The organism is Metabacillus sp. 22489, from assembly GCF_052044855.1.
GTDB lineage: Bacteria > Bacillota > Bacilli > Bacillales > Bacillaceae > Metabacillus > Metabacillus niabensis.
In genome coordinates this window covers 1-13,999 of the sequence record NZ_JBQENT010000007.1, presented here as the reverse complement: position 1 = coordinate 13,999, position 13,999 = coordinate 1, and the positions used below count along the sequence as shown (strand labels likewise).

Below are 13,999 nucleotides of genomic sequence, written 5' to 3'. Positions count from 1 at the left end.
ATATAAAAAGATGAAGGAGTGATCGTACAATGGTCACTCTTTTTTTATTTTTTCTTGCAGTTTTAGTCAAAAAGTTCTAAAATTCAAATAGTAGAAGCACTTACATTTTTCTCTCCCACTTGTCACATTATTCCATATTTCAACAAGAATTCCGCTCCACACAAGGTTTTTATCCAATGCTACAAAGATGAAACAAAAATGTAATATAAATTTAGTCTATAAATGACGAAATTTGATGGTATAATGAATTTTGTAGTTTGAAGACAAGGAGTTCGTCTGTCTTTTGTATCGACAATATGTGACACTAACTGACAGTACTCCCCAAATACACAACTATATAGGTGGTATTAATTTATGATTGAAATGTCAGAAGTATATAAAACATATCCGAACGGGGTATTAGCCATTAATGGTATTGATATAGTTATACATCCTGGTGAATTTGTTTATGTTGTTGGTCCTAGTGGTGCTGGGAAATCAACTTTTATTAAAATGATGTACCGCGAAGAAAAGCCGTCTAGCGGAAAGATTGTTATAAACGGTATTGATTTATCAACTTTGAAGGAATCAAAAGTACCAATGCTAAGACGTAGCATCGGTGTTGTTTTCCAAGACTTTAAGTTGCTGCCAAAGCTAACAGTCTTTGAAAATGTTGCATTTGCTTTAGAAGTTATCGGTGAAAGTCCGAGAAATATTAGAAAACGAGTTTTAGATGTACTAGATTTAGTTCAGCTTAAGCATAAAGCGCGATTTTTTCCAGATGAATTATCAGGCGGAGAACAGCAGCGTGTGTCAATTGCCCGTTCAATCGTTAATAACCCAGCTGTTATGATTGCTGACGAGCCTACTGGTAACCTTGATCCAGATACATCATGGGAAATTATGCATCTATTTGAAGAAATCAATAATCGAGGAACAACGGTTGTTATGGCAACACATAACAAGGAAATTGTTAATACGTTGAAAAAGCGTGTCATCGCAGTTGAAGATGGAAAAATTGTGCGTGACGAAGCAAGAGGGGAGTATGGTTTATATGATTAATACCCTTGGCCGTCATTTTCGTGAAAGTTTAAAAAGTTTGGCAAGAAATGCGTGGATGACCTTTGCATCAATTAGTGCCGTAACGGTGACGTTAATTCTAGTTGGTACATTTCTAGTGATCATGATGAACTTAAATCATGTCGCAGATAATTTAGAAAACGATGTAGAGATTCGGGTTTTAATTGACGTAACGGCAAATGAAAATGCGAAAGCAACACTTAAAAGTGAAATTGAAAAGATAAAACAAGTAGAATCTATTACGTACTCATCTAAAGATCAAGAACTAGATAGTCTAGTTGATAGCTTAGGTGAGGAAGGAAAATCGTTTGAGCTGTTTGAGCAAAACAACCCTCTAAACGATGTATATGTTGTCAAAGCAAAAGAGCCACAGGCAACGGAAAAAGTAGCAAAACAAATAGAAAAGCTAGACAATGCGTACAAAGTAAATTACGGAAAAGAGGAAGTTGAAAAGCTATTTGATGTCCTCTCAATCTCTCGTAATATAGGGATTGCCTTAATCATTGGTTTGCTCTTTACAGCAATGTTCTTAATTTCTAATACTATTAAAATTACAATTTTTGCGCGTCGCCGTGAAATTGAAATTATGAAACTAGTTGGAGCAACGAACGGATTTATTCGTTGGCCATTTTTCCTAGAAGGGTTATTCCTCGGTGCATTAGGTGCTGTTATACCAATTGCCTTAATCATCTTTGGCTATAATTCCATTTATAAATATGTTGCTCAAAGCGTTCAAGGAACATTTATTGAGTTTTTACCGTTTAATCCATTTGTCTTCCAAGTATCAGCTATCTTATTGTTAATTGGTGCATTAATAGGTGTATGGGGAAGCTTAATGTCTGTACGTAAGTTCTTAAAAGTGTAAACTAGCAATTTTTTATTGCTAGTTTACTAGTTTTGTTACGCGAAAAGCAAGGCGTTTGCGTTTTACATATATATCAACACATTGAACATCGTAATCCAAAGTTTTTTAAATCGGCGCTGCTCAATGCGTCTACATATATATTTGGGGAGGAAAGATTGTGAACAGAAAATTTGTGACATTTAGCTTGGCTACCGCCATCGGTACAAGCGGATTATTACTACCATTGAACAATTCTGCCCTCGCTGAAACGCTAGAGGAGAAAAAGCAAGATATCCAGCAAAAGCAATCAGATGTTTCAACAAATCTTGAAAAAAAGGAAACCGAAGCAGCTGGATTGCAGGCGGAAAAGTCAAAGCTTGATGAAGAAATTAAATCCATTGACTTACAAGTTTCAGAAACAAGTGGTAAAATCCGTGAAAAAAAAGAAAGCATTGAAGAAACAACAAAGAAGATTGAAGATTTGAAGATTGAAATTGATGAAGTCAAAAAGAGAATTTCAGAGCGTAATAATTTACTAGAAGACCGTGCTCGCTCATTGCAACAAGGCGGTGGAGTAGTTAGTTATTTAGAGGTCGTTTTAGGTGCGCAAAGCTTCGGCGACTTAGTCAGTCGAGTTAGTGCTGTATCAACGATCGTTGAAGCAGACCGTGAGATACTTAAAGCTCATGAAGAGGACAAAGCAACATTAGAAACGGCTGAGACTGCATTAATAACAGAAAAGAAAAACCTAGAGGATTCTTTAAAAGAGCTTGAATCATTAGAGAAAAAGTTAAGCGAACAGTCTAAACAAAAGCAGGAGTTAATGAAGCAAGTTCAGGCTAAATATGGCGATACGATCCAAGATATTCAGGAGCTTGAAGTTGAGGCAGACTTTTTAGCTGAACAAAAGAAAGCAATTGAGCAGGAACAAAAGAGACAAAAAGAAGCCGCTGAAGCAGCTGCCCGTGCTGCAGCAGAAGAAGCAAAAAAACAAGCTGAAGCAGCCAAGCAGCAAGCTGAGGAAGCAAAAAAAGCACAAGAGGCACAGCAGAGTAAGCAAACGACACAAAGTACAGAAAGCACTCAAAGCTCAAGTAGTTCAAGTTCTTCAAATAACTCAAGTAGCTCAAACGACTCAAGCAATTCTAGTAACTCGTCATCATCAGAAACACCTGCTGAAGTGAGTAGTAGTTTCATATGGCCAGCATCTGGAACAGTCACATCTGAATTTGGCATGCGTGTTCACCCGGTAACAGGGAAAAGAAAGCTACATGCGGGAATTGATATCGCAAACAGTTCTGGGACACCGATTTATGCTCCAGCAAGTGGTACAGTTATTCGCTCAGGAGTTATGAGTGGCTATGGTAATGTCGTTTTTATTACACATAATATGAATGGACAAGTATATACAACTGTATATGGACATCTTGAAGCAAGTTTGGTAAGTGCTGGTCAGACAGTCTCACAAGGCCAACAAATTGCACTCATGGGTAATACAGGTATTTCTACTGGACCGCATTTACATTTTGAAATCCACGAAGGACCTTGGAATGGATCGAGTAATGCTGTCAATCCAAGAAAGTATCTTCGGTAAACATCAATCATTATTGAAGTCTCTAAAACAATTGTTTTAGAGGCTTTTTATTATGCAAAAGTATTAGTTAATCGATAGAATGTTAAAAACCGCATTCTGAACTAGCGGGAAAGAAACGATGAAATACTAGAGGTGCTAAGGCAAAATACATGCTAAAAAAAGAATCATACGGACAAATCCAAATAAAATGCTCATATAAAACAAAACTAGCTAAAATATATTGGATTTGTCACACCTGTATGAAAATGCTATTTCCAATATTAGCTGTTTCTTTTCACATTTGCTTACATGATTTGTCCAAGCATAACATATACTAATAAAAGTCTACTTATAAGTTTGTTAAAACCTGTTTATATTGGAATTTCAAGGAGGTATAGGATGAAGCAGAGAGTAGCCGCATTGTTAATCGTACTAGCATTCATTGCAGGAGCAGGTAGCATGTACTTAGGCACGGAAGTTTTCCATCAGGAGAACGCGAGCAAGACTGAAGCACTCCCGGTAATGGGAAATGTATTTAGTGCTGAGGAGGAAGCTTCTGAAATAAAAGGATTTGATAAGTTTAAGCAGGCACTAGAGCTCATTTCAACTCGTTATGTAGAAGAGGTTGATGAAGAAAAGCTTTTAGAAGGTGCCATTCAAGGGATGCTGTCTACGTTAGATGATCCGTATTCCGTTTATATGGATAAGGAGACGGCAAAGCAATTTTCACAATCACTTGATTCCTCATTTGAAGGAATCGGTGCGGAAGTTGGAATGAAGGGTGGTAAAGTAACGATTGTTGCACCTTTTAAAGGCTCTCCTGCTGAGAAGGCAGGTCTTCAGCCAGATGACCAAATTATAAAAATTAATGGTGAAGATGTCGAAGGGCTAAATTTACATGAAACGGTTTTGAAAATTCGTGGAGAAAAAGGTACGAAGGTAGCCATCGAGGTGATGAGGCCAAATTCTCGGGAAAGATTAACATTTGATGTTGTTCGTGATGAAATTCCAGTTGAAACGGTATTCGGCTCAATGAAGGATTATAAAGGCAAAAAAGTAGGGTATATTCAAATTACATCGTTCTCTGAAAATACTGCTAAAGATTTTCAGGCAACCCTTAAGGATTTAGAGGATAAAAAGATGGAAGGTCTTGTCTTAGATGTTCGTGGAAATCCTGGTGGATACTTGCAAAGCGTTGAGGAAATTTTAAAGCAATTTGTCACAAAGGACCATCCGTATATTCAAATTGAAGAACGCAATGGTGATAAAAAACGATATTTCTCTACTTTAAAAGAGAAAAAGAAATATCCTGTTACAGTTCTTATTGATAAAGGAAGTGCCTCTGCCTCAGAAATACTTGCAGGTGCCTTAAAGGAGGCATCTGGCTATAAGGTTGTTGGTGACACATCCTTTGGTAAAGGAACGGTACAACAGGCTGTTCCAATGGGAGATGGAAGTAACATCAAGCTCACACTTTACAAATGGTTAACACCTGAAGGAAATTGGATTCATAAAAAAGGTGTAGAACCGACAATCCCTGTTTCCCAGCCGGCTGTTTACCAGTTAAGTCCGTTGCAAATCGATAAATCATTAGTTGTTGATATGAATAATGAACAAGTAAAAACTGCACAAATTGCTTTAAAGGGATTAGGCTTTGAGCCAGATCGTGAGGATGGTTATTTTAGTAAAGAAACAGAAAAGGCAGTGAAGAAGTTCCAAGAAGCAAATGAGCTTCCGGTAACAGGAAAAATTGATTTGCAGACTGCCGATACATTAAATCAAAAAATCAATGAACTAAAAGACAATGATGAAAATGACCAGCAATTAAAAATGGGAATGAAGGCATTGTTTGAATAAGCAAAAAGGGGCTAACCTGTCGTTAGTCCCTTTTTATTTCCCGTAATTTCTTATTTCTGAATGCCTATAAATAAAAAACGTCTAGGTAAGATCCACTAATTTTAATCCGGTTAGACGGAAAACTGATAAAAATGTCGAATACATATAAGTGAACACGAATGATATTAAAAATAGGCTCATGGATAAAACATTGTAAGATAAATGATAAACGATTAGAAAGCCGGGGGATTCATCATGAAAAAGTCTAGCTATCATCGGGAAAAGGTTTATCAGCATTTAATTAAAGAATTAAGTGAGATAAACGCGGAGGCACAGGGTGCTGCTCATTCGAGTAAATGGATTCAGTTATTTTGCAGATATTTAGCAAATTACACGATAGTGAAAGAAACAGAGCAAATTGATAAAGAAGTCGTTCGTGACTATTTTACATACTTAGTTCAGAACAGTAAGAGACTGTCATTGAATTTAGCAGATATAAAAAAATCACTCCAAATGATAGAGGATATTTTGCATATTGAAATTGATCATTCATTAAGTGATTTTTCTTTATCAAATACAAGTCTATGGAACAACTTAAAATAAGCATACTCAATTATTCATAGAGGTGGTAAAATATGAGTAACCAATAGAGTAGAAACAGTTAGGTGGGATTCTGTTTTGATAGAACAATGGTTACTAGAGTTGCTTTTTGCAGTTGGCCGTTTTTTTCTTCATCCCCTATTTTATTTGTTCTTTCTACTAGCTCTTGCTCATGGATATATTCGCATTAAACGAGAAAGAAATTCCTTTCATATCCGTGTTCAAGATATGTATGAAGAGCTAAAGTTTACGTATACAAAAGGTTTATTCATCGGATTGATTGTTTCCATCATTCTTTTCGCACTTGGAGTAAGCCTTCCGTTTGGCACATTGGTTCTTCTCGCGATTGTGACGGCAATACTTGGGTTAACATTGCGTCTACGTTTGCTTTCGGCAGCATTTTCCGTTGGTATAACCTTTTTAGCCGCACAAATATTAGTTAATGGACAAGTTGCTAATGCCGAGCAATTTTTAATCGGTTTATCGGAAACGAGTTTTTCGTCGTTAAGCATTGTTGCTAGCTTATTAATCATTGCAGAAGGTGTGCTTATTTTTCGGACAGCACATAAGCGGACATCACCATATGTAAAGACGAGTACGAGAGGCTTGCCGATTGGAACACATGTTGCAAATCGGTCATGGATGCTTCCATTATTATTCTTAGTTCCTGGTGGAGAGCTATCGTCCACTCTTCCATGGTGGCCTGTGTTAACGGTAAACGGTGAACCATTTATGCTGCTTTTCGTTCCGTTTTTCCTAGGATTTCATCAGCAAGTCCAAGGTTCATTACCAAAGGAAAGCATTAAGGTGACGGGCGTTCGAGTTATTTGGTTAGGGATTATCACATTGCTCGTTTCAGTCGTTAGCATATGGGTACCGATCATTTCCTTTCTTGCTATACTTGTTGCAATTGTTGGGCGTGAATTTATTACGATAAGACAACGAATGAACGATGATTCTGCAGCATTTTATTTTTCAAAGCGTGATAAAGGATTAATGATTCTCGGGATTCTTCCACATTCACCAGCGGAGAAAATGAGTCTGCAGGTCGGGGAAATGATAATGAAGGTAAATGGTCATGCTGTAAAAACAATTGACGAATTTTATCAAGCACTTCAAAAAAACCGAGCATATTGTAAGCTCGAGGTCATCGATTTTAATGGAGAAATCCGCTTTACCCAACGCGCGTTATATGATGGAGAGCATCATGAATTAGGCATCTTATTTGTTGAAGATGATAAGAAGTGGGAAAATGAAGCGGTGTAATTTCTAAATGTAAAAAACGAGAGATAGTTGAATCTCTCGTTTTTTATTATTGTGCTTCCATTATATAATGATAATGAATATTACAGGCAGTCTTACATATAGAATTTTTATAAATAATCGTTAGAATCCATTTTAAATTGAGTCTCGACCTGTGAAAAAATAAAATGCGTGATCGTATGCGCATACGGATTCACATTTTCAATAAATTCCTCTGCTTTAGCAAAAGTATCGAATTGCATTTTAAGCATGTAACAGGCATTTCCTGCAATTCGATAACAAAATTCAACATTGGGTAACTTCTCAATATATTTTTTAAAAGAGGTATAGTCGCCATTCTTAACGGTAGCTTCTATTATGCATTGAATCGGAAGTCCTAATTTTTCATAATCCACTTCCAATGTATACTTTTTGATTATCCCAAATGACTCCATTCTCCTTACACGTTCTGTTACAGATGGAGAAGATAAATTGATTCTTCTTCCTAACTCACTCATCGATAATCTGCTATTTTCTCTTAATTCATCAATAATTTTCTTATCTATTGAATCAATTTTCATTTTTAAAGTTAATCTCCTTTTTTTGTTTGTTTTTTAAAATGTTAAGCCGAATTCGATTTCGTATTTAATGTGATATTCCTGAATACTTCGATATTATTAATAGTACAAGGAGGTATGAAGTATGGCAAGAATTCGTCAATCAAATCACGGGGATACCCCATTTCAAAAACTGTTAGGACATAACATAGAGATCATGAATTCGTGGAATAAATTAGGGGAAGAGCTTGAAAAGGATGGACTTCTTTCTGCTCAGTTAAAAGAGCAAGTAAGAAGAACGTTAGCACAAACGAATGGTTGTGAGTACTGTAAAGCAAAAGGAAAGCCAGATCCACGTTTATTCAATGAAAAAATAGCAATTTCGGTAGCATTCGCAGAGGTATTTAGTAAACAAAAGGGAAATATATCTGATGCGACATTTCAGGTATTGAAGGAGCACCTATCTGATGAAGAGATTAGCGAGCTTTGTGCTTTTATTACTTTTACTACAGCCTCGCAGTATTTTGGTGCTATTATGAAATTGGAGCCTATGAAAGCATAAATATGTTTGTTAAGCTTTATTGCACTTTGTTGATTTCAGAAAAAGTCTCGGTTTCCTTCGAGAAAGCGAGTAACTGCAACGAAAATTAACAATTAACTTTTATCATGCTTTTTTAAAACTGGAACTGAAGGGACTGAATTATGCGCAGATATCAATATTTTTATTTCATCCAAATTTCATCCTAGGAGGTAAAGGTATTGATTAACGATTTGTACACAAGGCGGTTACATTTAAGAAAAATGACAATAGAGGACGCGCCTAAATTATTTAAAATATGGTCTGATCCGAATGTAACAAAATATATGAATATTCATCGTTTCACAAATGTTAATGAGGCGATTGAAATGATTACCTTTTTAAATGGACTTGCTGAAGAAAATAAAGCGATCCGTTATTCGATCTTTCAAAGAGAAACGAATGAAATAATAGGCTCCTGTGGATTTAATTCATTCGACTTTGAAAATTGCAAGACTGAAATAGGATATGATATAGCAACGCCTTATTGGGGAAATGGTTATGCTCCTGAGTCGATTGCTATTTTAGTAGAAACCGCATTTAAAGAACTAAATCTTAATAGGGTTGAAGCAAAGGTTGAGCCGGAAAATATTAACTCAATTAAGGTCTTACAAAAACTAGGTTTCACCTATGAAGGAACACTTAGACAATCGGAAAAATCTAAAGGGAAATTTATTGATCTTGCTATTTATTCAAAGCTAAAATCAGATATTTAATATTCTTATGACAAAGAAGCTGTCTCGATACAAATGGGAAAACCCTTTAGACAGCTTCTTTGTTTGTACTTATATTCATTTCTAATGAACCTAATTTATATAGATAACAGACGTAATAGGCTGTTTAACATTATTATTGTATAAGGTTTCGCTTTTAGAAAGCTTTTTTAAATATGAAATTCAAGTGAAGATTAACGATTACTAAACGAATTGTGATAACGGACAGAAAAAACCTATTAAGGTAGCTGAGTGATAATTATAGATAAGAACCCTAAAAGTTGCTAAATGTTTTATATTCTATTGAGATTGGACAATCACTTCTCACAGTTTTTTTCAATAAATAATGATCCTACCTATTTAATTTGAGTAATATATCCCCTCACTACTATATTTGCTACACATATATTATAGTGTGCTCTTATATGAGTGATGAATAATAGCGAGGGAGGGTACAACTATTGAGTTTTGAGGATAGAATCATTAATAGCGGTTTTGAAACCGGCTCACTTCCACCATGGATTCCTTTTAATGCATTTGTAACAAGAGAATTTTCTCATAGTGGATATTATTCAACTAGGCTATTAGGTAATAGTGTCAATGGTTACATTTATCAAATAGTCGAAGCTAATCCTGGTGAAAGTTTTGAACTTTTAGCATCACTAGCCAGAGTCGGAACTGCTCTAAGTTCACCAATTACATTATCTGTCGGTTACTATGATCAATTCTTCAATTTTCTAGGTTATGGCTTAATAACAATCTTGGATGAAGATCGTATTCCTAATGTCGAAGACAATAATACATGGTTAGAAGTCTATCAAACTACATCTCCAGCTCCTCTAGGTACTACACAAGCACTAGTTTTGGTTAATAATCTACCAAGGATTGGTTCATCAGATGTTGTTGTTGATGATGTTTCCCTATTATCTGTTAGTGATGGTGGAGGGGTAACTGGCCCACCAGGCCCGCCAGGACCAACGGGAGCGCCAGGTCCAACAGGAGCACCGGGATTACCGGGAGCGCCGGGACCAACGGGAGCGCCAGGTCCAACAGGAGCACCGGGATTACCGGGAGCGCCGGGACCAACGGGAGCAGCAGGTCCAACAGGAGCACCGGGATTACCGGGAGCACCAGGTCCAACAGGAGCGCCGGGATTACCAGGAGCACCGGGACCAACGGGAGCACCAGGTCCAACAGGAGCACCGGGATTACCAGGAGCACCGGGACCAACGGGAGCACCAGGTCCAACAGGAGCACCGGGATTACCAGGAGCACCGGGACCAACGGGAGCACCAGGTCCAACAGGAGCAGCAGGTCCGACAGGAGGGGCAGGTCCAACAGGAGCAGCAGGCCCAACAGGAGCAGCAGGTCCGACAGGAGCAGCAGGCCCAACAGGAGCAGCAGGTCCGACAGGAGCAGCAGGCCCAACAGGAGCAGCAGGTCCAACAGGAGCGGCAGGTCCAACAGGAGCAGCAGGTCCAACAGGAGCAGCAGGTCCAACAGGAGCACCGGGTCCGACAGGAGCAGCAGGTCCAACAGGAGCACCGGGTCCGACAGGAGCAGCAGGTCCAACTGGTCCGACTGGTCCAACAGGAGCTACAGTTACTTCTAACTCAATGTTTGCTGCAAACACTGAAGGTAGTGTAATTAGTGTAGTTGTTGGTGGAACAGAAATACCACTTCCGAATGTTCAAAATTTAGATGATTTCACTGCAAATGCAACAGATACTGCATTTACCGTTCCAGCTACTGGTCGCTACTATATTAGTTATCAAATTAACACCACTGCTGGAGTTTTAGTAAGCTCGAGACTAGTAATCAATGGTACTACACCAATTCCTGGATCTATCATTTCACCAGTTGTTGGTATATCACAGTATAATAATGATGTAATTGTTGATTTAACTGCAGGGGATACAATTTCATTAGAACTATTTGGACTTTTAGGAGTAGCAACATTACTAGGTGGGGGAGCAACAGGAGCAGCGTTAACAATTATTAGAGTAGAGTAAGAATTTTTGAAGATGCTCTTTCTTAGGAAAGGGCATCTTCTTTGATTAAATTATTTTTAAGGAATGAATAAGCAATTATTAGCTGAATGTTGAATCTAATAAGAAGCGAGTATAAATAGTGAAGAATAAAAAACGAGAAAAGACAAACGTTCTGTCTTTTCTCTTCTATACATCTCAATATTTTAATCTTGGTAATGTCAGTTCATGAAAATGAGTAAACAAGAAATTTCCTTCTGTGTGGGAATGATAAATTTTTAGCGCATCCATTGCTTGATTATCTATTCCTAATAAGCTGCTGATTTCAAACAGAATGTCTGCCTTTAATAAGCCTTCATCAGCTTTGTCGAATGTGTCTAGTGCTTGCTGCATAAGAGTAAGGGCTCTTGCAGAATTTTGCTTGTAATGTCTTTCAAAAATTCCTTCTAAAAAGTAGCTTCTTGCAATAAGCTCTTGATTTGAGATGTTTGGAAGAAATGCTCTTGTTTTCTCAAATAGTTCCTCAATAAGATCCTGCTCTTCGGATTTTTTTAAACAGACATAAATACTCAACTGTAACAATGATAATGTTTCCTCTTCAAATTCTTGAGAGATTAAATCTAAGTCGAAGTAGAAACTGTCCTTCCATTGCTGTATAAGCTCTAAAGCCGGTTTAGCAGTCATGTCTGAGTATATCATGAGTGCCCATCCTCTAAGGATGCCTTCTCTATCATTTGTTTGTTGAACTTTCTCTCTTAGATTAAATAAGTCTTCTCTCATTTCATCGACAGAGTCATTTTCTAAAAATGAAATTAAAAGCTTTATATATTCTGTTTCGAGCGGTGAAATGATATGATGATTTACTTTATTTATATAATTTAATGCCAAATCGTTTAAGCCAGTGTATAGGCTAAGAATTGAGAAATTATAATAAATATTGTCTCTTTCCTCTTTTGTAATCGTAGGACTTGCCTGTGAAAGCTTTAACGCCTCACTTAATATGTAATTGCTTTTTGCGCTCTTTTTTTGATAAAAGTAAATTCCGACAAGAACGTTATACGCTTTTATTTTGAGACGAAGATTATAATTGTTCTCTTCTTCTTCCTCCATCACTTTTGTTAAAAATTCTTCTGCAAGCAAATAATGCTTTATTTCATAATAGTAGACACCGCTTAAATAGTTATAATCTATTTCTCTCGTGTGAATGGCATAGGTTTCAATTTTTTTCTTAAAGCTTGCTAACTGCAGCTTGATCGATTTCCAATTTTTCAACCTAATTAAGTCTATGATGATTTGCTTTTGATTGTCGAGTTCATTAATTTTGTCTTCAATATTAGGATCAGCAAAAAAATTAATAGGGATATTTAATTTCTCACAAAATTTTTTCAGTTCTTCATCTGTAACGGATACATGGCCATTTTCAATATTGCTCATTTTACCGAGAGAACAGATCCCTTTAGCTAATTCACCTAACGTAAGTCCTTTTGCTTTTCTTGCTTCACGAAGCTTTTCTCCAATTGAATTATGTCTAGGTATTTGCTTTTTCATATTATCTCCTATCAAGAACGACTATTCGACTATATTTTACACAATTCCGCATAAAATTACTATGGGTAGATATATTTTACTACGCAAATGAAGTTTTTTGTATTTTATTTTTAAAAAAAGATTGAAATTTCGTAAGTGATTGATATAATTTAATTCGTATTTACTATTCATATTTGACTAAATAGGGTGAGTGTTTTGGTGAAAAGAAGAAATTGGACAGATGAAGAGATTGATTTTTTAAAAGATAATGTTGGAAAACTTAAGATTACAACGATGTCGAAGAAGTTAAATCGGACAGAGGAATCAATCAAAAATAAGTTGAAGCGATTAGGTATATCAAATACGAAGGCGCAAACCGGGTACCTGACAACTTATGAACTAGCGAAATTAGTTCAAAAGGATGCAACGACTGTTAGAGCCTGGATAACAAAGCATGGGTTACAAAGTACAAAAAAAACGACTCGCTGCAGCAGGCAATTTTATTTTATTCATCCTGAAGATTTCTGGAAATGGGCAAAAGATAATCGTGAGAAAATAGATTTTTCAAAAATTGAACCACATACAATTATTCCTGAACCATCATGGGTTGAAAAGGAAAGAAAATATGAAAATCCAACCTCTTACAAGGTTTGGAGTATAAAAGAAGAAAACCAATTGAAAGTGCTAGTAATGGAAGGTTATACATTAAATGAGGTAGCCAATAAGCTTGATCGTTCACTTATAAGTGTAAAGCGTAAATATAGCCGTTTAGGAGCTGTAAGATAAACGATGCTACAAGATTGTGAATACAACCTGCTAATCTATTTATACTCGAAAGAAACGTGTGTGTAGGTTGAACAATAGAACAGAAACTAAAAGAGTGTATTAAACTATTGGGAATTGAAATTCCTTTAGTAGAGTATCCTTCGTTTATTATTCAAGAATTAGAAGAAATAATCAATAGGGAACAGTTAGTTAAATATATGAGGAGGGGAATGCTTATAGGGAGCTTACCCCTAAAAGTTAGAGTTTTTATTATGCAGCTGATTGGCTGGATTGAATTCGGTATTCAACCGGACTTAGTCCAGTCAATTTTTCTTTTGATCGTATATTGTTATACCAGTAAATATAATCTTCTATTTTTCTTTTTAAATCTTCATAGCTTACTAGTTTTTCCCCGTAATACATCTCTTGCTTTAAAATGCTAAAGAAATTCTCCATTGACGCATTGTCTGCGCAGGTTGCCTTACGTGACATGCTTTGGAATACTTTATTTTTCTTTAACTTTTTCACCCATTGGTTGTGCTGATAATGCCATCCTTGATCCGAATGAATGATAGTACGGTAGGTTGCGTGATTCTTTATAATCTCAATCGTTTCTTCTAAAGGTTCCATCACAAGATCTAATGTTGGTCGTTTATTGATTCCAAACGAAGTAATTTCTCCATTATAAAGGTCAAGGATGGGGCTTAAATACAACTTC

The 13,999-nt window shown here is 36.5% G+C and carries 13 protein-coding genes; 10 read left to right on the top strand and 3 right to left on the bottom strand.

Annotated features, from left to right (window positions below; all coding sequences use genetic code 11):
* Positions 1-354: 354 nt before the first annotated feature.
* From ftsE to ACTJJ9_RS05970, 6 genes are all read left to right on the top strand, one after another.
* Positions 355-1,041 (top strand): cell division ATP-binding protein FtsE, encoded by a 687-nt coding sequence (gene ftsE / locus ACTJJ9_RS05995; RefSeq protein WP_095299777.1) that lies wholly within the window; start codon positions 355-357, stop codon positions 1,039-1,041.
* Complete coding sequence (ftsX, locus tag ACTJJ9_RS05990) at positions 1,034-1,924, top strand: permease-like cell division protein FtsX (RefSeq protein WP_095299790.1); 891 nt, start codon at positions 1,034-1,036, stop codon at positions 1,922-1,924. Before ftsE ends, ftsX begins: the two co-directional genes overlap by 8 nt.
* Positions 1,925-2,081: 157 nt before the next feature.
* The gene (locus ACTJJ9_RS05985; RefSeq protein ID WP_145581237.1) at positions 2,082-3,497 is read left to right on the top strand and encodes a peptidoglycan DD-metalloendopeptidase family protein; all 1,416 of its coding nucleotides are present in this window, start codon (positions 2,082-2,084) and stop codon (positions 3,495-3,497) included.
* A gap of 378 nt (positions 3,498-3,875) precedes the next feature.
* Positions 3,876-5,333, top strand: coding sequence for a S41 family peptidase (locus tag ACTJJ9_RS05980; protein ID WP_145581236.1), 1,458 nt, complete (start codon positions 3,876-3,878; stop codon positions 5,331-5,333).
* Between the two features lie 234 nt (positions 5,334-5,567).
* A complete protein-coding gene (locus ACTJJ9_RS05975; protein ID WP_095299780.1) occupies positions 5,568-5,915 on the top strand; it encodes a swarming motility protein SwrAA in 348 nt (115 codons plus the stop codon).
* A 75-nt stretch (positions 5,916-5,990) separates the two neighbouring features.
* The gene (locus ACTJJ9_RS05970; protein WP_095299781.1) at positions 5,991-7,178 is read left to right on the top strand and encodes a PDZ domain-containing protein; all 1,188 of its coding nucleotides are present in this window, start codon (positions 5,991-5,993) and stop codon (positions 7,176-7,178) included.
* 107 nt (positions 7,179-7,285) lie between these two features.
* Here the strand turns inward: ACTJJ9_RS05970 and ACTJJ9_RS05965 are convergent, their stop codons facing one another.
* Positions 7,286-7,735 (bottom strand): Lrp/AsnC family transcriptional regulator, encoded by a 450-nt coding sequence (locus ACTJJ9_RS05965; protein ID WP_095299782.1) that lies wholly within the window; start codon positions 7,733-7,735, stop codon positions 7,286-7,288.
* 121 nt (positions 7,736-7,856) lie between these two features.
* Here ACTJJ9_RS05965 and ACTJJ9_RS05960 point away from each other — a divergent pair, with 121 nt between their 5' ends.
* The 3 genes from ACTJJ9_RS05960 (at position 7,857) to ACTJJ9_RS05950 (ending at position 11,013) form a co-directional block, all read left to right on the top strand.
* Complete coding sequence (locus ACTJJ9_RS05960; RefSeq protein WP_095299783.1) at positions 7,857-8,273, top strand: carboxymuconolactone decarboxylase family protein; 417 nt, start codon at positions 7,857-7,859, stop codon at positions 8,271-8,273.
* Positions 8,274-8,470: 197 nt separating this feature from the next.
* Complete coding sequence (locus ACTJJ9_RS05955) at positions 8,471-9,004, top strand: GNAT family N-acetyltransferase (protein WP_145581235.1); 534 nt, start codon at positions 8,471-8,473, stop codon at positions 9,002-9,004.
* A gap of 458 nt (positions 9,005-9,462) precedes the next feature.
* Complete coding sequence (locus tag ACTJJ9_RS05950) at positions 9,463-11,013, top strand: NTTRR-F1 domain (protein ID WP_440768537.1); 1,551 nt, start codon at positions 9,463-9,465, stop codon at positions 11,011-11,013.
* Between the two features lie 174 nt (positions 11,014-11,187).
* Here ACTJJ9_RS05950 and ACTJJ9_RS05945 read toward each other — a convergent pair whose 3' ends face one another.
* Complete coding sequence (locus ACTJJ9_RS05945; RefSeq protein WP_095297090.1) at positions 11,188-12,537, bottom strand: helix-turn-helix domain-containing protein; 1,350 nt, start codon at positions 12,535-12,537, stop codon at positions 11,188-11,190.
* Positions 12,538-12,735: 198 nt separating this feature from the next.
* On the opposite strand from ACTJJ9_RS05945, the gene ACTJJ9_RS05940 reads away from it, so the two are divergent.
* Positions 12,736-13,302 (top strand): hypothetical protein, encoded by a 567-nt coding sequence (locus ACTJJ9_RS05940; protein WP_095297092.1) that lies wholly within the window; start codon positions 12,736-12,738, stop codon positions 13,300-13,302.
* Between the two features lie 249 nt (positions 13,303-13,551).
* On the opposite strand, the gene ACTJJ9_RS05935 is transcribed toward ACTJJ9_RS05940, so the two are convergent.
* Positions 13,552-13,999: transposase (locus ACTJJ9_RS05935; protein WP_440768536.1), on the bottom strand; the 448-nt coding region annotated here is incomplete at its 5' end.

Coding starts and splice junctions, on each gene's coding strand:
- ftsE (WP_095299777.1), top strand. CDS start 355: ATGATTGAAATGTCAGAAGTATATAAAACATATCCGAACGGGGTATTA.
- ftsX (WP_095299790.1), top strand. CDS start 1,034: ATGATTAATACCCTTGGCCGTCATTTTCGTGAAAGTTTAAAAAGTTTG.
- ACTJJ9_RS05980 (WP_145581236.1), top strand. CDS start 3,876: ATGAAGCAGAGAGTAGCCGCATTGTTAATCGTACTAGCATTCATTGCA.
- ACTJJ9_RS05975 (WP_095299780.1), top strand. CDS start 5,568: ATGAAAAAGTCTAGCTATCATCGGGAAAAGGTTTATCAGCATTTAATT.
- ACTJJ9_RS05965 (WP_095299782.1), bottom strand. CDS start 7,735: ATGAAAATTGATTCAATAGATAAGAAAATTATTGATGAATTAAGAGAA.
- ACTJJ9_RS05960 (WP_095299783.1), top strand. CDS start 7,857: ATGGCAAGAATTCGTCAATCAAATCACGGGGATACCCCATTTCAAAAA.
- ACTJJ9_RS05945 (WP_095297090.1), bottom strand. CDS start 12,537: ATGAAAAAGCAAATACCTAGACATAATTCAATTGGAGAAAAGCTTCGT.